Origin of the sequence: Pseudomonas persica, assembly GCF_900291015.1 — a bacterium.
GTDB lineage: Bacteria > Pseudomonadota > Gammaproteobacteria > Pseudomonadales > Pseudomonadaceae > Aquipseudomonas.
In genome coordinates this window covers 57610-78062 of sequence record NZ_OLKL01000016.1, presented here as the reverse complement: position 1 = coordinate 78062, position 20453 = coordinate 57610, and the positions used below count along the sequence as shown (strand labels likewise).

Annotated in this window: 19 protein-coding genes; 3 read left to right on the top strand and 16 right to left on the bottom strand. The window is 65.0% G+C overall.

Translation table 11 applies throughout. The features are described 5' to 3' along the window. Nucleotides 1-90 precede the first annotated feature (90 nt). The 3 genes from tsaB to ppc form a co-directional block, all read right to left on the bottom strand. The gene (tsaB, locus tag FQ664_RS08150; RefSeq protein ID WP_144171490.1) at nucleotides 91-765 is read right to left on the bottom strand and encodes a tRNA (adenosine(37)-N6)-threonylcarbamoyltransferase complex dimerization subunit type 1 TsaB; all 675 of its coding nucleotides are present in this window, start codon (nucleotides 763-765) and stop codon (nucleotides 91-93) included. A gap of 139 nt (nucleotides 766-904) precedes the next feature. Continuing rightward, nucleotides 905-1555: an adenylate kinase gene (gene adk / locus FQ664_RS08145; protein WP_003259830.1), complete on the bottom strand. Its 651-nt coding sequence runs from the start codon at nucleotides 1553-1555 to the stop codon at nucleotides 905-907. A 257-nt stretch (nucleotides 1556-1812) separates the two neighbouring features. After that, nucleotides 1813-4440: a phosphoenolpyruvate carboxylase gene (ppc, locus tag FQ664_RS08140; RefSeq protein ID WP_144171489.1), complete on the bottom strand. Its 2628-nt coding sequence runs from the start codon at nucleotides 4438-4440 to the stop codon at nucleotides 1813-1815. A 266-nt stretch (nucleotides 4441-4706) separates the two neighbouring features. On the opposite strand from ppc, the gene FQ664_RS08130 reads away from it, so the two are divergent. The 3 genes from FQ664_RS08130 (at nucleotide 4707) to lptF (ending at nucleotide 6582) form a co-directional block, all read left to right on the top strand. After that, the gene (locus FQ664_RS08130) at nucleotides 4707-5051 is read left to right on the top strand and encodes a pilin assembly protein (protein WP_144171488.1); all 345 of its coding nucleotides are present in this window, start codon (nucleotides 4707-4709) and stop codon (nucleotides 5049-5051) included. A gap of 275 nt (nucleotides 5052-5326) precedes the next feature. Further along, nucleotides 5327-5740 (top strand): DUF4398 domain-containing protein, encoded by a 414-nt coding sequence (locus FQ664_RS08125; RefSeq protein ID WP_144171486.1) that lies wholly within the window; start codon nucleotides 5327-5329, stop codon nucleotides 5738-5740. Between the two features lie 50 nt (nucleotides 5741-5790). Further along, nucleotides 5791-6582, top strand: a complete 792-nt coding sequence (lptF, locus tag FQ664_RS08120) for a lipotoxin F family OmpA-related lipoprotein LptF (protein ID WP_144171483.1) — start codon at nucleotides 5791-5793, stop codon at nucleotides 6580-6582. 116 nt (nucleotides 6583-6698) lie between these two features. On the opposite strand, the gene FQ664_RS08115 is transcribed toward lptF, so the two are convergent. From FQ664_RS08115 to FQ664_RS08055, 13 genes are all read right to left on the bottom strand, one after another. Then, a complete protein-coding gene (locus tag FQ664_RS08115; protein WP_144171481.1) occupies nucleotides 6699-7025 on the bottom strand; it encodes a PA3694 family proteiin in 327 nt (108 codons plus the stop codon). Continuing rightward, a complete protein-coding gene (locus FQ664_RS08110) occupies nucleotides 7022-7945 on the bottom strand; it encodes an alpha/beta hydrolase (RefSeq protein ID WP_144171479.1) in 924 nt (307 codons plus the stop codon). Before FQ664_RS08110 ends, FQ664_RS08115 begins: the two co-directional genes overlap by 4 nt. After that, nucleotides 7917-9233, bottom strand: coding sequence for a flavohemoglobin expression-modulating QEGLA motif protein (locus FQ664_RS08105; RefSeq protein ID WP_178090963.1), 1317 nt, complete (start codon nucleotides 9231-9233; stop codon nucleotides 7917-7919). Before FQ664_RS08105 ends, FQ664_RS08110 begins: the two co-directional genes overlap by 29 nt. Nucleotides 9234-9328: 95 nt before the next feature. Further along, entirely contained in the window at nucleotides 9329-9877 is a 549-nt protein-coding gene (locus tag FQ664_RS08100) for a hypothetical protein (RefSeq protein ID WP_144171475.1), read from the bottom strand. Nucleotides 9878-9906: 29 nt separating this feature from the next. After that, entirely contained in the window at nucleotides 9907-10611 is a 705-nt protein-coding gene (locus FQ664_RS08095; RefSeq protein WP_063911478.1) for a TetR/AcrR family transcriptional regulator, read from the bottom strand. Nucleotides 10612-10823: 212 nt separating this feature from the next. After that, nucleotides 10824-12326 (bottom strand): lysine--tRNA ligase, encoded by a 1503-nt coding sequence (lysS, locus tag FQ664_RS08090; protein WP_144171473.1) that lies wholly within the window; start codon nucleotides 12324-12326, stop codon nucleotides 10824-10826. A 93-nt stretch (nucleotides 12327-12419) separates the two neighbouring features. Next, nucleotides 12420-13515 (bottom strand): peptide chain release factor 2 gene (gene prfB / locus FQ664_RS08085; RefSeq protein WP_144171471.1). Its coding sequence is split into 2 segments (ribosomal slippage): nucleotides 12420-13442 and nucleotides 13444-13515, totalling 1095 coding nucleotides; the frame shifts between segments, so codons are not numbered across the junction. 127 nt (nucleotides 13516-13642) lie between these two features. Continuing rightward, nucleotides 13643-14647 (bottom strand): Wsp signal transduction system regulator diguanylate cyclase WspR, encoded by a 1005-nt coding sequence (gene wspR / locus FQ664_RS08080; protein ID WP_144171469.1) that lies wholly within the window; start codon nucleotides 14645-14647, stop codon nucleotides 13643-13645. Between the two features lie 51 nt (nucleotides 14648-14698). Then, nucleotides 14699-15712, bottom strand: coding sequence for a chemotaxis response regulator protein-glutamate methylesterase (cheB, locus tag FQ664_RS08075; RefSeq protein WP_144171468.1), 1014 nt, complete (start codon nucleotides 15710-15712; stop codon nucleotides 14699-14701). Further along, complete coding sequence (locus FQ664_RS08070) at nucleotides 15709-18006, bottom strand: hybrid sensor histidine kinase/response regulator (protein ID WP_144171466.1); 2298 nt, start codon at nucleotides 18004-18006, stop codon at nucleotides 15709-15711. The genes cheB and FQ664_RS08070 overlap by 4 nt, the downstream gene beginning before the upstream one ends. Beyond that, nucleotides 18003-18665, bottom strand: a complete 663-nt coding sequence (locus tag FQ664_RS08065) for a chemotaxis protein CheW (protein WP_144171464.1) — start codon at nucleotides 18663-18665, stop codon at nucleotides 18003-18005. The genes FQ664_RS08070 and FQ664_RS08065 overlap by 4 nt, the downstream gene beginning before the upstream one ends. Then, on the bottom strand, nucleotides 18662-19945 hold the full coding sequence (locus tag FQ664_RS08060) for a CheR family methyltransferase (RefSeq protein ID WP_144171461.1): 1284 nt from the start codon (nucleotides 19943-19945) through the stop codon (nucleotides 18662-18664). The genes FQ664_RS08065 and FQ664_RS08060 overlap by 4 nt, the downstream gene beginning before the upstream one ends. Continuing rightward, complete coding sequence (locus FQ664_RS08055) at nucleotides 19942-20448, bottom strand: chemotaxis protein CheW (protein WP_144171459.1); 507 nt, start codon at nucleotides 20446-20448, stop codon at nucleotides 19942-19944. Before FQ664_RS08055 ends, FQ664_RS08060 begins: the two co-directional genes overlap by 4 nt. Nucleotides 20449-20453: the final 5 nt, after the last annotated feature.

The window sequence follows — 20453 nt, the reverse complement described above, 5'->3', positions numbered from 1 at the left end:
CAGGGTTCCATCGCTAATGCTCGAGTGATAACTGGACCACAGATCGCGCAAAAGGTTTTAGTGTCACCGGTGATGAGCGACGAGCAGCACTCAGCGTTTCTTGGGTGTCGCTACATTATCGCGCAGGTAGACCGGTTGCGCCTGTTCGGCAACGATCGCCTCGCCGCGTGCCCAGGCAAACCTGGCCAGGCTGAGGATGTCCAGTGCGTTGGGCAAGGCACTGGCATTGCTGGCCGCCACCTGCACCGCCAGGCGCTCGGCATAGCCCCAACCGGTACCGGCACCGAACCACTCGCCACCGCTGCCCGCCGGCAGTGCCACCTGCTCGGGCGGTAGCACCGCCTCTTGGCCGACCAGGCGCATTTCGCCGTCAGTGGCCTGGTAGCAGCCCCAATACACTTCATCCATGCGCGCATCAATGGCGGCAGCCACCTGCTGCACGCCGTGCTCGCGCAGCGCGCCCTGGGCCAGTGCGGCCAGGTTGGACACCGGCAACACCGGGCGCTCCAGGGCAAAGGCCAGGCCCTGGACCACACCGATGGCAATGCGCACGCCGGTGAAGGCGCCCGGGCCACGGCCAAAGGCGATGGCATCCAGCGCATTCAGCGCCACGCCGGAGTCGGCCAGCAACTGCTTGATCATCGGCAGCAGCTTCTGGGCATGCATGCGCGGGATCACCTGGTAATGGCTGGTTACCTTGCCGTCATGCAGCAGCGCAACGGAACAGGCTTCGGTGGCGGTATCCAGGGCCAGCAGGGTGGTCATCGAACAGGTATCCAGGTGCGAATTAAAAAGAGCGGCAGTATAGAGCAGCGGCGGCGTTGTGTCCCGAAGGGGCCGCTGTGCGGCCCAAAACGACAACGGCCCGCAAGCGGGCCGTTGTCGAGGTGCGTCAGGCGCCGGATCAGCTCAGGGCTGCCAGGACCTTGGCGGTGATGGCCTCGACCGAACCGACACCTTCGATGTGGCTGTACTTCGGCTTGCCGGCATTGGCGGCCGACAGCTTCTGGTAGAAGTCCACCAGCGGCTTGGTCTGGCTGTGGTAGACAGACAGGCGATGGCGAACGGTTTCTTCCTTGTCGTCATCGCGCTGGATCAGGTCTTCACCAGTCTCGTCGTCCTTGCCTTCCACCTTCGGCGGGTTGTACTGAATATGGTAGGTGCGGCCCGAGGCCAGGTGCACGCGGCGGCCAGCCATGCGGCCGACGATTTCCTCGTCGTCCACGGCGATTTCAACCACGGCGTCGATGTCGACACCGGCAGCGACCATGGCTTCGGCCTGCGGGATGGTGCGCGGGAAGCCGTCGAACAGGCAGCCCTTGGCGCAATCAGGCTGGGCGATGCGCTCCTTGACCAGGCTGATGATCAACTCGTCGGAGACCAGCTGGCCGGCATCCATGACTTTCTTCAGTTCCAGGCCCAGCGGGGTGCCGGCCTTGACGGCGGCACGCAGCATGTCACCGGTGGAAATCTGGGGGATACCGAACTTTTCGGTGATGAACTTTGCCTGAGTACCTTTACCGGCCCCGGGAGCTCCCAGCAGAATTACGCGCATCTTGTGCTCCTCAAATTTTTTTATGAAATTCAATGGATTCGGCGACCAGGGCCAAGTCCGGAAAATCGGGTATGACCACAAATCGGTCAGAAGGCTGCTCAAGATACACAGCGCCCGGCAGCCAGACAAGCGTCCCAAAGTTGCAGGAATGCGCCACCTACGACTGCCCTGGCAGGCGGTTGCGCCCGGCGCAACCACCCTCTTCGCCCACTTGCGTGCCCGGTACAGCAGTTTCCCGGGACGCCCCGGACTTACCCTCAGCCGGTGTTGCGCAGGCCGGCTGCAATACCCGCCACAGTAACCAGCAAGGCCTGCTCCAACGGGCTGTCCAGAGCGGCTTCGCGGCTGCGCGAGCGGGCCAGCAACTCGGCCTGCAGACGGTGCAGCGGGTCCAGGTAGGTGTTGCGCAGCCGGATGAATTCCAGCGTCTCGGGGCTGTGTGCCAGTAGCACCGGCTGCCCGGTCAGGCCCAGGACCACCTGGCACGACTGCGACAATAGGTCGCGCAGGTGCCCCCCCAACGGCAACAAGTGCGGTTGCACCAGACGTTCGTCGTAGGCCTCGGCGATCTGCGCATCGGCCTTGGCCAGCACCATCTCGAGCATATCGATGCGGGTGCGGAAGAACGGCCATTGTTCGCGCATTTGCCCCAGCAGTTCACCCTGGCCACGGGCCAGGGCATTGTTCAATGCTGTTTCCCAGCCCAGCCAGGCCGGCAGCATCAGGCGGGTCTGGGTCCAGCCGAAGATCCACGGGATGGCCCGCAGGCTTTCGATGCCACCGGCGCGGCGCTTGGCCGGGCGGCTGCCCAGCGGCAGGCGCCCCAGTTCCTGCTCCGGGGTCGACTGGCGGAAGTACTCGACAAAATCGGGGTTCTCCCGCACTACACCGCGATAGGCCTTGACGCCATCGGCGGCCAGCTGGTCCATCACCTCGCGCCAGGCCGGCTGCGGTGGTGGCGGCGGCAACAAGGTGGCTTCGAGCACCGCGGCCAGGTACAGGTTGAGGTTCTGCTCGGCAATGCCCGGCAAGCCGAACTTGAAGCGGATCATCTCGCCCTGCTCGGTGGTACGGAAGCGCCCCGCCACCGAACCCGGTGGCTGCGACAGGATCGCGGCATGGGCCGGGCCTCCACCGCGGCCTACCGTGCCGCCACGGCCGTGGAACAGCAGCAGCTCGACCTGGTGCTCGGCGCAGATACGCACCAGGTTTTCCTGGGCCCGGTACTGCGCCCAGGCCGCTGCCGTGGTACCGGCGTCCTTGGCCGAGTCGGAGTAGCCGATCATCACTTCCTGCGGGCCGCGCAGGTTGGCACGGTAGCCTGGCAGGCCGAGCAGGCGCTGCATCACCGGGCCGGCATTGTCGAGGTCGGCCAGGGTCTCGAATAGCGGCACCACGCGCATGGGCCGAGTCAGGCCAGCCTCCTTGAGCAGCAACTGCACCGCCAGCACATCCGAGGCAGCACCGGCCATGGAGATGACGTAAGAGCCCAGCGAGGCGGCCGGCGCGGCGGCAATTTCCCGGCAGGTGGCCAGCACCTCGGCGGTATCGGCCTGCGGCTTGAAGTGCGCGGGCAGCAGGGGCCGGCGGTTTTTCAGTTCAGCCTGGAGGAACTCGATGCGCTGCTCTTCATTCCAGTCGGCATAGCGCCCCAGGCCCAGGTAGTCGGTAATCTCGCTCAGCGCATCACGGTGGCGGGCGGCGTCCTGGCGCACGTCCAGGCGGCCCAGGAACAGGCCGAAGGTCACGGCGCGGCGCAGGCTGTCCAGCAACGGGCCTTCGGCGATCACACCCATACCGCAGGCGTGCAGGGACTGGTAGCACAGCTCCAGCGGCGCGATCAGGTCGCGGTTGTCCACCAGCACCTCGGCGCTGGCCGGCTGGCTGCTGGTCAACGCCGAATGCGCCCAGGCGCGTGTCGCCCGCAGGCGGTCGCGCAGTTGCTTGAGTACGGCGCGGTAGGGTTCGGCGCTGTCGCCGACCTGCTCGCGCAGGGCATCGTTGGCCTGCTGCATGGATAGCTCGGAAGCCAGCGCCTCGATGTCGCGCAGGAACAGGTCGGCGGCCATCCAGCGCGCCAGCAGCAACACTTCGCGGGTAACGGTGGCGGTCACATTGGGGTTGCCGTCGCGGTCACCGCCCATCCACGAGGCAAAGCGGATCGGCGCGGCTTCCAGCGGCAGGCGCAGGCCGGTGGCCTCCAGCAGGGCCCTGTCGACCTTGCGCAAGTGGCTGGGGATGGCATGCCACAGCGAATGCTCGATCACCGCGAAACCCCACTTGGCTTCGTCTACCGGCGTCGGTCGGATGCGGCGGATTTCTTCGGTATGCCAGGCCTCGGCGATCAGCCGACGCAGGCGTTCGCGCACCTGCTGGCGTTCGCCCGGGGTCAGGTCGCGGTGGTCCTGGGCAGCCAGTTGGCCGGCGATGGCGTCGTACTTCTGGATCAGGGTACGGCGGGCCACCTCCGTGGGGTGCGCGGTGAGCACCAACTGGATGTCGAGCTTGGCCAATTGCCGGGCCAGGGCATCATTGCTGTGCCCGGCCTGCTTCAGGCGCGCCAGCAGCTCGGGCAGCACCCGCGCCTCGAACGGCTCGGGCTGGTCGGCGTCGCGGCGGCGGATCAACTGGTACTGCTCGGCCATGTTGGCCAGGTTGAGGAACTGGTTGAAGGCCCTGGCCACCGGCAGCAAGTCTTCTTCGGCCAGGTCCGCCAGGGTCGAGCTCAGTTGCTCGCCGGCGCTACGACGGTCGGCCTTGGCACTGTGGCGGATGCTCTCGATCTTCTGCAGGAACGCCTCGCCATGCTGCTGGCGAATGGTTTCGCCGAGCAACTCCCCCAACAAATGGACATCTTCACGCAAACGCACATCGATATCGGTCATTGGCCCTCTCCGTTACATCCCTTCCCGGCTCCACGCGATCCCTGTGGGAGCGGGTTCACCCGCGAAGAATCCAACGCGGTGTCGGGCACCGGCTACGCCGGTGTTCGCGGGTGAACCCGCTCCCACAAGGATGGGTGCGCGGTACAGGACCCAAGAGTGCCCACAGCCGGGCGACGATGGCAAGCCGTGATCGGCCAAAGCAAACTAAAGTGAAAGCACAGCACTCCCATGCAATGCCGCCTTAGCAGGCGTTTAAAGAGGTCGACATGAAAATCCGTGAACTCGCCCAGCACTGGGAACAGAATGCCGCCGGCCCCCTCAGCCCCACTGGCCATGTGCTGCACCTGGACCTGGAGTCCGAGGCGCGCCTGGCCGCACTGATCGACATGTATCCCAAGCGCACCGCCGAAGAATTGCTCGGCGAACTGGTCGCGGCCGCCCTCGAGGAACTGGAAGCCAGCTTCCCCTATGTGCAGGGCCGCCAGGTCATCGCCACCGACGAGGAAGGCGACCCGCTGTACGAGGACATCGGCCCTACTCCGCGTTTTCTCTTACTATCGCGACAACATCTGTACGCCATGAGTCACCCCGCTGCCGACCGCGAAAAGTAACCAGCCGCCCCACCGTCCGGGCCTGCCAAGGGCCCGGAATACCGCTTCAGCCCGCCAAAGTTCCCGAAAAATCACACTGACCGATTAGTCAGAAATAGCTACCCGTCCGGGATTTTTTTTCTGAACTATTCGAAAAACGCACCAGTCACAGCCAATAGCCATCACGCTAAAACCCTGCACACCTGCCGTTGTGCACCGTTGAGCTGAAGCGCGCGTACGTGTCAGGGAATCAGCGATGGACTGCTACGGACAACGTCGTAAACAGGAGTGATCCAATGGAACTGACCACCAAGAAAACCCGCATTTGCAAGCTGTCATCCACGCCGGTGCGCGGGCTCAGGCTGGCAGCGCTGGCCCTGGGCAGTAGCCTTGCTCTGGCCGGCTGTGCGGGTAACCCGCCCACCGAGCAGTACGCCGTCACCCAATCCGCCGTGAATTCCGCCGTCAGCGCTGGCGGCACCGAGTTCGCCGCCGTGGAAATGAAAGCGGCCCAGGACAAGTTCAAGCAGGCTGAGATCGCCATGCACGACAAGAAGTACGACGAAGCCAAGCGCCTGGCCGAGCAGGCCGAGTGGGACGCCCGCCTCGCCGAACGCAAGGCGCAGGCGGCCAAGGCCCAGAAGGCCGTGCAGGATGCCCGCCAGGGCGTTCAGGACGTACGTGAGGAAGGCCTGCGCAGCGCTCAATGAGCCCTGCCCCGCCAACCTCTGCCTTCGCACACGATCAAAGGATGAACACTATGCGCAACCACGTCATGATTCCCGCCCTGCTGGCCCTGAGCGTCGGCCTTGCCGCCTGCTCGCACGACCCGAATGCCAACCTCGAAGCGGCCCGCAGCAACTTCTCCTCGCTGCAGAGCGACCCGCAATCAAGCAAGGTCGCGGCGCTGGAAACCAAGGACGCCCAGGACTGGCTGAACAAGGCCGACAAGGCCTTCATGGAGCGTGAGGACGACCAGCAGATCGACCAGCTGGCCTACCTGACCAACCAACGTGTCGAAGTAGCCAAACAGACCATTGCCCTGCGCACCGCCGAGGGTGAACTGAAGAATGCTTCGGCCCAGCGTGCCCAGGCCAAGCTGGACGCCCGCGACGCACAGATCGCCAAGCTGCAGGACAGCCTCAACGCCAAGCAGACCGACCGCGGCACCCTGGTAACCTTCGGCGACGTGCTGTTCGACTTCAACAAGGCCGAACTCAAGAGCAACGCCTACCCGAACATCACCAAGCTGGCGCAATTCCTCCAGGAAAACCCGGAGCGCAAGGTGATCGTCGAGGGCTACACCGACAGCGTCGGCTCGGCCAACTACAACCAGACCCTCTCCGAACGTCGCGCCAACAGCGTACGCATGGCCTTGGTGCGTGCCGGTGTAGACCCGGCGCGTATCGTTTCCCAGGGTTATGGCAAGGAGTATCCGGTAGCGGACAATTCGAGCAACTCGGGGCGTGCGCAGAACCGTCGGGTGGAGGTGACCATCTCCAACGACAACCAACCGGTAGCGCCGCGCTCGGTGAGCCAGGTGCAGCAGTAAGGCTGGCTGGCTGAAACGACAAGCCCCGCGATCAAAGCGGGGCTTTCTTTTGTCTGTTGTGGCCCCTTCGCGGCTTTAGCCGCGAAGGGGCCACAACAGGCCGCAGAGATGTTGGCTCACTGCACCTGCTGCGGGGTTTCCTCGCCCATGCAGCGCACCGCGCGCTTGCGGTTGTCCACCAGCACGCCGGTCAGGCCTTTCTGCTGGGTATCGAACAGCACCAACACGCCATCGACGCACTGGGCCACCTGTGGCGCCGGGTCCAGCGAGGCCTTGTAGTCCTCGCCGGGGATGGTCTTGAGCATGGTGAAATCCTGCAGCAACAGGGCATCCTCGGGCTTGGCGAAATGCAGGTAACCGTAGTACCACAAGGCCCCAACCGTCACGATGATGCTGCCGACACCGGTCAGGATCAGCGGGATGGCGTTGCGTTCTTCACTCATTGCTTGTTCTTCTCGTCAGGGTAATTGGGTACTTCGGCCAGCCGCCGCAGGCCGTTGAAATGGCTGGGATCGTCAAGGAAACGCAGCATCACCTGGCGCCAGGTCGGGTCGGCGAAGGTCTGCACGTGGCCACCACGGGTCAGTTGCAGTACCCGTGGCGGTGGTGCGTGCTGGTACAGGCGAATGCCATTGTCCATCGGCACCAGGGTGTCGTCGATGCTGTGGAAGAACAGCTTGGGCGGGTTGCTCAACTGCTCGATCGAGCGGATCGCACTGTCGCCGTCCGGCACCAGCCACGACAGCGGCACCTGCAGCGGCCAGGTCATCCACGAGGTGCTGAGGGCAAAGCGCCCCACCGCACGGTAGCTGGCCGGCACACCGTCGAACACCAGGGCGCTGAAACGCTGGCGCTGCTCGGGGTGGGCCGCCAGGTAGTGAATGGCCATGGCCCCGCCAAGGCTCTGCCCCAGCAGCACCAGCGGCCTGCCCTTGACCTCGGGTGCCTGGTCCAGCCAGGCCATGGCCGCGGCAATGTCCTCGTACACCTCGGGCAGGCTCGGCTCGCCCTGGGACAGGCCATAGCCGCGGTAGTCGATCATCAACACCTGATAGCCCTGCTCCGGCAGCCAGTAGCTGCCGCCCAGGTGCCCAGGCAGGTTGCCACCATTGCCGTGCAGGTGCAGCACCGTGCCCTTGACCTCGCCCCCGGCCCTGGCCGGCAACCACCAGCCGTGCAGGCGGAGGCCATCAGCCGTGGTCAGGGTGACATCGCGGTACTCGAGCCGGGCCCGCTCGGGCGTAAACGCTTGGCCACGCTCGGGATAGAACAGCAGGCTGCTGCAACCGCCCAGGCCCAGCAGGATCAAACCCAGGGCCAACAGGCGGCAGCACTCAGAGAATGTTCGCGTAGTCGGCTTCAATGCGGTCCAGGCTCAGGTGGTTGAGGAAGTTGGAGAAGCACATCCAGGCCGACAGCGCGTTGAGGTCGCGGAACTGTTCGGGCAGGTACTTGGGCGGCTCGACCAGGCCTTCCTCGACCAGCTGACGCAGGGTGCGCATGTCTTCCAGGGTGGTCTTGCCACAGAACAGCAACGGGATCTGTTCGAGCTTGCCCTTCTTCACAGCCAACTGAATGTAGTTGTAAACCATGATGAAGCCTTTGAGGTAGGACAAGTCCTTGGTAAATGGCAGGCCATTGGGCACCGACCCGCGGAACACCCGGCTGGCGTTGCTGTAGCTCTGCGCCATCTCGAAGCCCTGCTCGCGGAAGAAGTTGTAGACCTGCATGAAATCTGCGCCCTCCTCGACCATGTGGATGGCGCGGGTGCGGTTGGTGAGCTTGCGCAGGCGGCTGGGGTAGGAGGCGAAGGCGATCACCTCCATGAGGATGGCCAGGCCCTCCTGGGTTACCGTCGACGAGGGCGGGCCCTTGGCCAGGAAGGTACAGATCGGCTGGTTCAGGCCGTTGAGGGTGGTGCCGACATGCACCAGCCCTTCGTGCACCTCCAGGGCACGCACGTCACGGGCGTTGAACATGGCGTCGGCCCGCACCTTGATGTAGTCGGCCCCGGCTGCGGCATCGGCGACGATACCGTCGGACTCGAACACACGGATGGTCCCCTCGGCCTCGCCGAACACCTTGTTCAGCCGGTGCTGGAGGATTTCCACGGCCTCCTTGGCGGTGAGGTTCTTCGGTTCGTCCTTGAGGTCGCCACGGCCATCGATGTTGTTCAGGTAGTCCGACAGCATCAGGCCGAGGTCGGCCAGGGTCGGGTCACCGGCGTGGAAGGCATCCGAGGCAGCGCCGTACAGCTCTTGGGAGATCAAACCGAAATCCTCGGTGCCGCGCGCTTCGAGCATACGCACCACCATGCGGTATTCGCGGCACATGCGCTTCATGATCTGCCCGACCGGGTTGAACTGGCCAAGCTGGCGAATGATGTCGCGCTCGATGCCCTGGAACTCGGCCTTGACCGCGCTGGAGTCGAACGCCAGCGGGCGCGACTGGTAGTAGGCACGGTCGACGGCCGGCGGCTCCTTGCCCTTGGCCTTGAGGAAGCCCTGGCGAATGTTGTCGTCCCACTTCACCGCGTCCAGCACCCGGATCGGGGTCTGTGCCGCGACGATGCGGTCGGACAGGGCACGGATGGTTTGCTGGTATTCGTCCACCGGGGACTCCTTATTGGAACAAAGTGCCAAGCCTTGCATTGCCTGAACCGGCCTCTTCGCGGCTAAAGCCGCCCCCACAGGGATTGCAGTACCTGTGGGAGCGGCTTTAGCCGCGAAGAGGCCGGCACGGGTAATTACTTGCCAGAGCGCTGGAACCGCGCCACTTCAACGAACAGGTCGGAGTTGGCCGGGTCGTCGAGGTACGCCAGCACCCGCGCCGACGGGCTGTCGATCAGCACGCCGTCGCCGTTGTCTTCCGGCACCTCGGTGCTGCGCCCGGTCAGCTCCTTCTTGTCCACCGCCTGCTGCACCTGCTCGACATCCAGGTTGTAGACCACCAGCTCCTTGCCATCGACGATATCGAAACCGCCGATCAGGAAGTTGCCGCCCAGGCGCTTGGGCACGCCGGCCGACAGGTACCAGCGGTTGCCATGGCGCGACACGGTGAACACGTATTCTTCGGGGGCCTTGCCCTTGGCCGTGGCCACCGCCTTGTAGGCATCACCGCCGCTACGGCTGATCACCAGCTTAAGGGGCTCGCCCCAGGCGTCCTTGCTGCTCCAATTGCCGAGCAGGGCCTTGGGCGCCGCCTGGTTGCTCGGCAAGGGCTCGTGGAAGGTCACCAGACAACCGCCCAGCAGCAGGAATGACAGAGTCAACAACACCACACGCCAGGCTTTCATCAGGTTCTCCTTGAAAAGTCAGTCTCGGCTCAGGCCGATGCCAGCACCAGCTGCAAGTATCGGCTAAGCATAGCGAGCATCTGCCCATCGGCTTGCGCGTTCGCATCCTTGAGCAGGCCCTGATATTCCATCTGCTCGATAATCGCCGTCAACATTTGGGCGTCCTGTTCCGGTTGCCGCGAGCCCACCACCTGCAGCAATTGCCGGGTGCCATGCAGCAGGATCTGCTCATGGGCGCATACCAGTTCGGCCAGGCGCGGGCACAGCAGCGCCTCCTGGCGGAAGGCCTGCTCGGCCATCAGGAAATCGCGGCGGGTCAGCAGTTGCCGCTGTACATAGTCGGCAGTCATGCGCGCTACCTCGTCAGCCAACCGTGCCCGCGCCTGCGGGCTGCCGTCGCCCTGGGCCAGCAACTGGCGCAACACCACCTCGGTGTTGGCCCACAGCTTGGCCATGTAGGCAGCGCTGCGCTCGACGTACTGGGCGAAGGTATCGGTGAGCAGGTCCTCGATGTCCTTGAAGTAGTAGGTGGTGGCCGACAGTGGCACACCGGCCTCGGCGGCCACGGCGCGGTGGCGCACGCCGCGTACGCCATCGCGCACGACAATGCGCATGGCGGCGTCGAGGATCAGCTGGCGACGCTGCTCGCTGCCCTGGCGGGCAGTCTTGCGGCCTTGGTATTGCACGCTTTCGGCGACGGCGGTGGCGATGCCGGCGGCGCCCTGGTGAGGCATTGCGGGTGTCACGGGGGGATACCTCATGGTTCAAGTCATCTGCAGCCTGTACCGGCCCTATCGCCGGCAAGCCAGCTCCCACAGGTACTGCACAAGTCCTGACGATTGTGGGGTCCCTGTGGGAGCTGGCTTGCCGGCGGTAGGGCCGGTACTGACAACATAAAGCTTCAGGCAAGAAAAAGCCGCCTCGAAAGGCGGCTCGTTCAATTCACTCAGGCCTGCGGACGCATGTGCGGGAACAGGATCACGTCGCGGATCGACGGCGAGTTGGTCAGCAGCATCACCAGGCGGTCGATGCCGATACCTTCACCCGCAGTCGGCGGCATGCCGTATTCCAGGGCGCGAACGAAGTCGGCGTCGTAGTGCATGGCTTCGTCGTCACCCGCGTCCTTCTCGGCCACCTGGGCCAGGAAGCGCTCGGCCTGGTCTTCGGCATCGTTGAGCTCGGAGTAGGCGTTGGCGATCTCGCGGCCACCGATGAACAGCTCGAAACGGTCGGTAACAGCCGGGTTGTCGTCGTTGCGACGGGCCAGCGGCGACACTTCGAACGGGTACTCGGTGATGAAATGCGGCTGCTCCAGCTTGTGCTCGACCAGCTCTTCGAAAATCATCACCTGCAGCTTGCCCAGGCCTTCGTGGCCCAGCACCTTGGCGCCGGCCTTCCTGGCGATCTCGCGGGCGCGGTCGACGTCCTGCAGGTCGGCAGCGGTCAGCTCCGGGTTGTACTTGAGGATCGAGTCGAATACCGACAGGCGGGCGAACGGCTCACCGAAGTGGAACACCTTGTCGCCGTACGGCACGTCGGTAGTGCCCAGTACCAGCTGCGCCAGCTCGCGGAACAGTTCCTCGGTGAGGTCCATGTTGTCGCGGTAGTCGGCGTAGGCCTGATAGAACTCGAGCATGGTGAATTCAGGGTTGTGACGAGTCGAAACGCCTTCGTTACGGAAGTTGCGGTTGATCTCGAACACCTTCTCGAAGCCACCGACCACCAGACGCTTGAGGTACAGCTCCGGCGCAATACGCAGGAACATGGCCATGTCCAGGGCGTTGTGGTGGGTTTCGAACGGCTTGGCCGCGGCACCGCCCGGGATGGTCTGCAGCATCGGCGTCTCGACTTCGAGGAAGTCGCGCTCGATGAGGAACTTGCGGATGTGCGAGATCACCTGCGAACGCACACGGAAGGTGTGGCGGGTTTCTTCATTGACCATCAGGTCGACGTAACGCTGGCGGTAACGCTGCTCGGTGTCGGTCAGGCCGTGGTGCTTGTCGGGCAGCGGGCGCAGCGACTTGGTCAGCAGGCGTACGTTGGTCATTTCGACGTACAGGTCGCCCTTGCCGGAACGGGCCAGGGTGCCTTCGGCGCTGATGATGTCGCCCAGGTCCCAGGTCTTCACCGCGGCCAGGGTTTCTTCCGACAAGGTCTTGCGGTTGACGTAGACCTGGATACGGCCAGTCATGTCCTGAATGACCATGAACGAACCACGGTTGAGCATGATGCGGCCGGCAACCTTGACCGGAATCGCTGCAGCTTCCAGTTCTTCCTTGGTCTTGTCCGCGTACTGCTTCTGCAGGTCGTTGCAATAGCTGTCGCGACGGAAGTCATTGGGGAAGGCATTGCCCTTGGCGCGCTCGGCGGCAAGCTTTTCCTTGCGCAGGGCGATCAGGGCGTTTTCTTCCTGTTGCAGGTCTTGCGCTTCGGTCTTGAGGTCGCTCATTTCGTCATTCTTTCCATCAGGTGTTCGGTGCCCCTTTCGGGCAGGGCACGCGATACCGGCCTCAGGCCGGGTACCGCGGCGGTTGTGTGTGGCTTACAGCCCCTGCTTGAGGCTCGCTTCCAGGTACTGGTCGAGATCACCGTCCAGGACCTTCTGGCAGTCGCTGCGCTCGACGCCGGTACGCAGGTCCTTGATACGCGAGTCATCCAGCACGTAGGAGCGGATCTGGTGGCCCCAGCCGATGTCCGACTTGCTGTCTTCCAGCGCCTGCGAGGCGGCGTTGCGCTTCTGCATTTCCAGCTCGTACAACTTGGCCCGCAGCATTTTCATGGCGGTGTCCTTGTTGGCGTGCTGGGAGCGTTCGTTCTGGCAGGCCACCACGGTGTTGGTCGGTACGTGGGTAATACGCACCGCCGAGTCGGTGGTGTTCACGTGCTGACCACCGGCACCGGAGGAACGGTAGGTGTCGATGCGCAGGTCGGCCGGGTTGATCTCGATCTCGACCTTGTCGTCGATCTCGGGCGACACGAACACCGCCGAGAACGAAGTATGACGACGGGCACCGGAGTCGAACGGGCTTTTGCGCACCAGGCGGTGCACGCCGATCTCGGTACGCAGCCAGCCGAACGCGTACTCGCCCTTGATATGCACGGTGGCGCCCTTGATACCGGCGACTTCACCTTCGGAAAGCTCGATGATGGTGGCATCGAAACCACGCTTGTCGGCCCAGCGCAGGTACATGCGCAGCAGGATGTTGGCCCAGTCCTGCGCCTCGGTACCACCGGAGCCGGCCTGGATATCCAGGTAGGCGTTGTTCATGTCCATCTCGCCGCTGAACATGCGACGGAACTCAAGCAGGGCCAGGGACTCTTCCAGGGCCTGCAACTCGGCCTCGACGTCGCCTACGGCGCCTTCATCCTCTTCCTCGACGGCCATGTCGAGCAGGTCCTTGCAGTCGGACAGGCCGTTGGACAGCTTGTCCAGAGTCTCGACGACCTGCGCCAGCATGGCACGCTCGCGGCCCAGGGCCTGGGCGTACTCGGGTTTGTTCCAGACGTTGGGGTCTTCCAGCTCGCGGTTGACTTCGATCAGGCGGTCATGCTTGTGATCGTAGTCAAAGATACCCCCGAATGGACTGGGAACGCTCGGTGAGGTCCTTGATGGTGTTCAGGATCGGTTGGATTTCCATGGGCTGGCTACTCGCACGAATTCGGTGAAAAGCCCGCGAGTATAACCGAGTCCGCCGCAGGGCGGCAGACCCGCCGGGCGGTAGAAGTGGCGTCGGCAGAATGACATGAACGCCTGACAGGGCCCTGTCAGGCGATGCCAACCTGGTTGCGCCCGCCGTTCTTGGCTTGGTACAGGCCTTTGTCCGCGGCCGAAATCAGCTGCCGGCTATGGCTGCCGATGGCCGGGGTCTGGGTCGCCAGGCCGATGCTGACGGTCAGGTACGAGTCAGCCGTCGGCGCGGTGTGCGGGATGCCCAGGCCCAATACGGTCTGGCGCAGCTTCTCGGCCACCAGGCGAGCACCACCCGGCGAGGTATTGGGCAGCACCAGGACGAATTCCTCGCCACCATAGCGCGCCGGCAGGTCGGTCGGTCGCGAGCACGAGCCGCGGAGCGCCTCGGCCACCTGACGCAAGGCCTCGTCACCGGCCAGGTGACCGAAGCTGTCGTTGTAGGCCTTGAAGAAGTCCACATCGATCATCAGCAGCGACAACTGCTGCTGTTCACGCATGGCCCGGCGCCATTCCAGCTCCAGGTACTCGTCGAAGTGACGGCGGTTGGACAGCCCGGTCAGGCCATCGGAGTTCATCAGCCGCTGCAGCATCAGGTTGGTATCGAGCAGTTGCTGCTGGCTGACGCGCAGGGCGCGGTAGGCCTCATCGCGCTGCAGCAAGGTCAGGTAGGAACGCGAGTGGTAGCGGATGCGCGCCACCAGTTCGATGGTGTCCGGCAACTTGACCAGGTAATCGTTGGCCCCGGCGGCAAACGCCGCGCTCTTGACCAGCGGATCTTCCTTGGTCGACAGGACGATGATCGGGATGTCCTGGGTCGCCGGGTTGTTGCGGTATTCACGCACCAGGCTCAGCCCGTCCAGGCCAGGCATGATCAGGTCCTGAAGGATCACCGTGGGCTTGATGCGCACAGCCTGGGCCACCGCCTGGTGCGGGTCGGAGCAAAAGTGGAAGTCGATGTTCTCTTCATTGGCCAGGCCACGCCGCACCGCCTCACCGATCATGGCCTGGTCGTCGACCAGCAGCACCATCGCCGAGTTCTCGTTGGGGGTGGTGAAACCTTCGATCGGTAAATCATTCATACCTGTTCACCCGATCACTGCCGGCCTGGCGGCGTGATTCATTACACTTCGTCATTTTGCGAAAAATTCCATCAAGCGCCCGGCAATACGTTCCAGCGGGCGGATTTCCACCGCAGCATCGATGGACGCAGCGGCCTTGGGCATCCCGTAAACCGCGCTGCTGGCCTGGTTCTGGGCAATGGTCAGGAAGCCCTGCTGGCGCATCAGTTTCAGGCCCTGGGCACCGTCGCGGCCCATGCCGGTAAGCAACACGCCCACCGCATCGCCGGTCCAATAGCGCGCCACACTCTCGAAGAACACATCGATCGAGGGCCGGTAGATTTCATTGACTGGTTCGGCAGTGTAGGCCAGCTGGCCGTTCTGTAGCAGGCGGATGTGGTGATTGGTGCCGGCCAGCAGTACCTGACCGGGCTGGGGCGGTTCGCCTTCACGCGCCAGGCGCACCGGCAGGCCGGCCGCGCTGCTGAGCCACTCGGCCATGCCCGCAGCAAACACCTGGTCGACATGCTGGACCAGCACGATAGCCGCCGGGAACGCCTCCGGCAGGCCCTTGAGCAGCACTTCAAGGGCGGCCGGGCCACCAGCGGACGAGCCGATAGCCACCAGCCCGCGGTGCTGGGACGCGGCCCGCACGGGCGCAGCGACCGGGCGTGCGGCCGGTGCACGCTGCTGGCCGATCAGCCAGCTTATGTTGAGAATCTTGCGCAGCAGTGGCGCTGCCGCTTCGCGTGGGTCGCCCGCCCCCAGCGCCGGGGTGTCGACCACGTCGAGGGCGCCGTGCCCCATGGCCTCGAACACCCGGTGCATGTTCTGCTTGCGGTCGACCGTTACGATCACGATGGCGCAGGGGGTTTCGGCCATGATCCTGCGGGTGGCCTCGACGCCGCCCATCACCGGCATGATCAGGTCCATGAGGATCAGGTCTGGCAACTGCTCCGCGCAACGCCGCACCGCCTCGGCTCCATTGCCGGCCACCCATATCACCTGGTGCTCGGGCTCGAAGGCGACCGCCCGGCGCAGCGCCTCGACAGCCATGGGCATGTCGTTGACGATGGCGATCTTCATCCCTGAGCACCTCCGATCAACTCAACCACAGCATCCAGCAACGCATCGTCGTGGAAACTGGCCTTAGCCAAATAATAGTCGGCGCCGGCATCCAGGCCCCGCCGTCGGTCTTCCTCACGGTCCTTGTAGGACACCACCATCACCGGCAGCGATTGCAGACGCTGATCGCGGCGCACCAGGGTGACCAGCTCGATGCCGTCCATGCGCGGCATGTCGATGTCGGTAATCAGCAGGTCGAAATCCTCGCTACGCAGGGCGTTCCAGCCGTCCATGCCATCCACCGCCACGGCCACGTCGTAGCCACGGTTGCCGAGCAGCTTGCGCTGCAGTTCACGCACGGTCAGCGAATCGTCGACCACCAGGATGCGCCTGCGCGCAACACCACGATCGCCGCGGCTACCGCGCTCGATGCGCTCCAGGCTGCCGGTGCTGAGCAGTTTCTCCAGCGAGCGCAGCAGGTCCTCGACATCGACGATCAGCACCACCGAGCCATCGTCGAGCAAGGCGCCGGAGGAAATGTCCTGGACCTTGCCCAACCGAGGGTCGAGCGGCATCACCACCAGCACCCGCTCGCCCACCAGCCGCTCCACGGCCACGCCGTACAGTTGCTCGCGTTCACGGATCACCACCACCCGCAGACTGCTCTCCTGCGTTTGCCCGGCCGGGCGGTTGAGCAGCTGGCTGGCCGCGACCAGGCCGATGTGCCGGCCTTCGTGCCAGAAGTGCTGGCGCCCTTCGATCTGCACGATCTCTTCAGCGCTCACTTCCAGCGTGCGTTCGATATGGGCGAGCGGGAAGGCATAGGCCTCGCCCCCCACCTCGACCACCAGACTGCGCACCACCGACAGGGTCAGCGGCACCTGCAGGTGGAAACGGCAGCCCTGCCCGGCCAACTGGGTCAGCTCGATCGAACCGCGCAGCTCACGGATCATGTGCTGCACCGCATCCAGACCCACACCGCGCCCGGACACCTCGGTGACCTTGTTGCGCAGGCTGAAACCGGGCAGGAACAGGAACGTCAGCAACTCTGCCTCGCTCATCCGTGCCACCGTGTCGGCGGGTGACAGGGCACGCTCGACGATGCTGCTGCGCAGGCGCTCGAGGTCGATGCCGGCACCGTCGTCGATCAGTTCCAGGCTGAGCATACCGGCCTGGTGCGAGGCCCGCAGGCGAATCACCCCCTCCTCCGCCTTGCCCGCCAGCAGGCGCCGCTCGGGCAGCTCGATGCCGTGGTCGACCGCGTTGCGCAACAGGTGGGTCAGCGGTGCTTCGAGCCTTTCCAGCACATCGCGGTCGACCTGGGTCTTGTCCCCTTCCACCAGCAGCCGCACCGGCTTGCCCAGCGAACGGCCAAGGTCACGCACCATGCGGCTCTGGCCGGTCAACACATCGGCAAACGGCCGCATCCGGCAGGCCAGCGCGGTGTCGTACAGCAGTTGTGCGCGCTGGCTGGCCTGCCAGCCGAACTCGTCCAGGTCAGCCGTCTGCTGCTGCAGGATCTGCTGGGTTTCCGCCAGCAGGCGCTGGGTCTGTGCCAGGGCTTCGAGCACCTCGCTGCTCTGGCCACTGTCCTCCAGCTGCATGCGCAGGCCGTCAAGCGCCTGCATGCCCTGGCCGTGCATGCGCTTGAGGCGCTGCAGGGTAGCCAGGTAAGGCTTGAGCCGCTGGGTTTCCACCAGCGACTTGCTGGACAGGTCAAGCAGGCTGTTGAGGCGGTCGGCAGTGACCCGCAGCACCCGCTCCGCACCTTCGCCGACGCGCTTGCCGGCCTTGCGCGGCGAGGCCAGCTCGGGCTCGGGCTCCAAGGCCTCGACAGGCAGCGGCAAAGGTGCGGCTTGCGCGGTTTGCACCGGTGTTTCCGACAGCGCTGGCACGGCTGGCGGCACGGGGGGCATGGCTACCGCCCCCAGGTCGAGCAGGCCGGCCATTTGCGCAAGGAACACCGGCAGGGTCGCCTGCGCCCCGGCGTCGCCAGGCGTGGCGATGCGCATCAGCAGGTCGGTACCCTGCAGCAGGGCGTCGATATGCTCGGCGCTCAAGCGCAGGCGGCCCTCCTGGGCGGCCACCAGGCAGTCTTCCATGACGTGGGCGACGCTGACGCCAGCGTCCACCCCGACGATCCGCGCCGCACCCTTCAGCGAGTGGGCGGCGCGCATGCAAGCCTCGAGCTGGTCAGCCTGCGTGGGGTTACGCTCCAGCGCCATCAGGCCGGCGCTGAGCACCTGGGTCTGCGCCTCGGCCTCCAGGCTGAACAGTTCGAGCAACGATGCGTCGCGCATTTGCTCTGGGGTCATGACAGGCTCCGCTGCACGGCAGACAGTAAGTATTGATCGTCCAGCACCCGCACGCTGCGGCCACGCCATTGCAGGACCGCGGCGGTGAAGTGGGTGGCGTCCTGGCCGCTGCCCGCCAGCAGCGGGTCGAGCCGGTGAATGCCGTCGATTTCCTCGACCGCCATCACTACCGGTCCGCCCTCAGCGGCCAGGATCAGCATGCGAGGCATCGCCCGGCCGTTGCGTTGCTCGGCAACACCGGCCTGCACACCCAGCAGGTCGGCCAGTGACAGGCACGGCACCAGCGTACCGCGCACGTTGGCCACCCCCAGCAACACTCGCGAGCGCTGGTGCGGCAGCGAATGCACCGCCTGCAGCGGGGCAATTTCAACCAGGCAGGCGGTAGCCAGCGCCAGCCATTCTTCGCCAAGGCGGAACAGCAGCATGGAGCGGCCAGTGCTGTCCTCGACCGGCGGCGCCACGGCAGCCTGGTGGTCCTGCATCAGCGCGTAGCGGTCGAGCAGGCGTGTGGCCGCTGCGGCATGTACCTCACAGTTGCGGCAGTGAACGTGACGCTCCAACAGCGGGCACTGCTTGTCGCCGTGCACGCCAATGCGGTTCCAGCAGTCGTCGATGTGTGCGTCATCCTCGGCGAGCAATTGCATCGCGGATTCCTTCATCGTTCAGACTCCCGGCCAACCCGCGCGGCGCGCTCCTGCAGGCGCCGGGCACCGGCCAGGTCGCCCTGGGCCGCCAGCAGGGCCGCCAGGTGCACCAGTGCCTCAGGGTGCTGCGGTTCCAGGTACAGGGCTTTGCGGTAGTGGCTCAGAGCCTGCTGCGCATCACCTTCGGTATCGCTGAGCAGCCCCAGCCAGTAGTAGACCTGCGCCGCAGGCGCGAACTGGCCCAGGTAACGCTGGCATTCGGCACGGGCCTGCTCGCTGGCACCGGCATTGGCCAGCCGGGCAATGCTGGCCAGCAACTCGCTTGCGTCCTCACGCTTGTGCTCGTGCGCCGGCGCTGGCTTGGCTGCCACGGGCAGCACGCGCAGTGGCCGCAGTGGGCGCGGCAGCGCTGCGCCCGGTGACGGATAGCCTGGCGCGGCCGGTGCTGGCGACATGCGCCGCGAAGACTGGACCGGTGGCGTTGCCGGCGCAGCGCCACCACCCTCCTGGCGCACGTAGGCGAACGACTGGGCAATCCCCAGCGGGCGCATGCCCAACCGCGCCAGCAAGCTGCCTTCGGCCGGGCCAATGAACAGCACGCCCTGTGGGTGCAACAAACGCTTGAGCACTTCGAACACCCGTTGCTGGGTCGGCACGTCGAAATAGATCAGCAGGTTGCGGCAGAACACGAAGTCGTACAGGCCATCGCGGCTGGCCAGCGCCGGGTCGAGCACGTTGCCCACCTGCAGGCTGACTTGCTCGCGCACCCGCTCATGCAGGTGGTGGCCTTCTTCGAGAGCGTCGAAGTAGCGCTCGCGAAAGCCCAGGTCGCTGCCTCGGAAGGCATTGCGCCCGTACACAGCCTGCCCGGCCTTGGCTACCGAACTGGGGCTGATGTCCATGCCGTCGATCAGGAACGCCCCCGGCGCGATGCCGGCATCGAGCAAGGCCATGGCCAGCGAATAGGGTTCCTCGCCGGTCGAGCATGGCAGGCTGAGCAAGCGCAGCGGGCGCGCCCCGGCCAGCTCGGCCAGACGTTTGTGCGCCAGGCTAGTCAGGGCGGTAAAGGATTCGGGGTAACGGAAGAACCAGGTTTCCGGGACAATGACCGCTTCGATCAGCGCCTGTTGCTCATCCATCGACTGCTGCAGGTAAAGCCAGTAATCATCCAGGTTCGCGGCGTTCACGGCTACGCAACGCTGACGCAGCGCACGCTCGACCATCGGCGCGCCCACCGACTCCACATCCAGGCCGATGCGTTCGCGCAAGAAACGGAAGAAACGCTGTTGGTTCATGTCGGCATCCCTGTCGGATCATCCGCGTACAGCAACTCGTGCACGGCATCGGGCAGCAGGTGATTGACCTCGATGCGCTGCAACAAGCCTTGCTCATCCTGGCGCACCGGGCCCAGGTACGGGGCTTCGCCGCTGTCCACGCCATACGGCTGGAACTCGTCGGGGTGGCAACGCAGGGTTTCGGTGGCCTGTTCCAGGATCAGGCCAAGCTGCAGGCCGTCTCGGTAATGCACCAGCACCAGGCGGGTACTGGTGCGCTGCGCTGCCGGCTGGCCGAAGCTCAATGCCGCCAGGTCGACCACCGGCACCAGCAGGCCTCGGTGTGCAAGGATGCCTGCGACCCAGGCAGGCGCCTTGGCGATCGGTTTGAGCGGCTGGCGCGGCAGTACCTCGATCACCTCGTGCACACTCAGGGCAAAGCGTTGCTCGCGGATGCGAAATTGCAGGTACAACGCCCCTTTGGCATCGCCCGCCCGCGCGGCGCGCGGTTGCAAGTCGTTCATCGCAG

Bases quoted from the DNA above. Each gene is read 5' to 3' on its own strand.
- tsaB (WP_144171490.1), bottom strand. From the start codon at position 765: ATGACCACCCTGCTGGCCCTGGATACCGCCACCGAAGCCTGTTCCGTT.
- adk (WP_003259830.1), bottom strand. From the start codon at position 1,555: ATGCGCGTAATTCTGCTGGGAGCTCCCGGGGCCGGTAAAGGTACTCAG.
- ppc (WP_144171489.1), bottom strand. From the start codon at position 4,440: ATGACCGATATCGATGTGCGTTTGCGTGAAGATGTCCATTTGTTGGGG.
- FQ664_RS08130 (WP_144171488.1), top strand. From the start codon at position 4,707: ATGAAAATCCGTGAACTCGCCCAGCACTGGGAACAGAATGCCGCCGGC.
- FQ664_RS08125 (WP_144171486.1), top strand. From the start codon at position 5,327: ATGGAACTGACCACCAAGAAAACCCGCATTTGCAAGCTGTCATCCACG.
- lptF (WP_144171483.1), top strand. From the start codon at position 5,791: ATGCGCAACCACGTCATGATTCCCGCCCTGCTGGCCCTGAGCGTCGGC.
- FQ664_RS08115 (WP_144171481.1), bottom strand. From the start codon at position 7,025: ATGAGTGAAGAACGCAACGCCATCCCGCTGATCCTGACCGGTGTCGGC.
- FQ664_RS08105 (WP_178090963.1), bottom strand. From the start codon at position 9,233: ATGCAAGGCTTGGCACTTTGTTCCAATAAGGAGTCCCCGGTGGACGAA.
- FQ664_RS08100 (WP_144171475.1), bottom strand. From the start codon at position 9,877: ATGAAAGCCTGGCGTGTGGTGTTGTTGACTCTGTCATTCCTGCTGCTG.
- FQ664_RS08095 (WP_063911478.1), bottom strand. From the start codon at position 10,611: ATGCCTCACCAGGGCGCCGCCGGCATCGCCACCGCCGTCGCCGAAAGC.
- lysS (WP_144171473.1), bottom strand. From the start codon at position 12,326: ATGAGCGACCTCAAGACCGAAGCGCAAGACCTGCAACAGGAAGAAAAC.
- wspR (WP_144171469.1), bottom strand. From the start codon at position 14,647: ATGAATGATTTACCGATCGAAGGTTTCACCACCCCCAACGAGAACTCG.
- cheB (WP_144171468.1), bottom strand. From the start codon at position 15,712: ATGAAGATCGCCATCGTCAACGACATGCCCATGGCTGTCGAGGCGCTG.
- FQ664_RS08070 (WP_144171466.1), bottom strand. From the start codon at position 18,006: ATGACCCCAGAGCAAATGCGCGACGCATCGTTGCTCGAACTGTTCAGC.
- FQ664_RS08065 (WP_144171464.1), bottom strand. From the start codon at position 18,665: ATGAAGGAATCCGCGATGCAATTGCTCGCCGAGGATGACGCACACATC.
- FQ664_RS08060 (WP_144171461.1), bottom strand. From the start codon at position 19,945: ATGAACCAACAGCGTTTCTTCCGTTTCTTGCGCGAACGCATCGGCCTG.
- FQ664_RS08055 (WP_144171459.1), bottom strand. From the start codon at position 20,448: ATGAACGACTTGCAACCGCGCGCCGCGCGGGCGGGCGATGCCAAAGGG.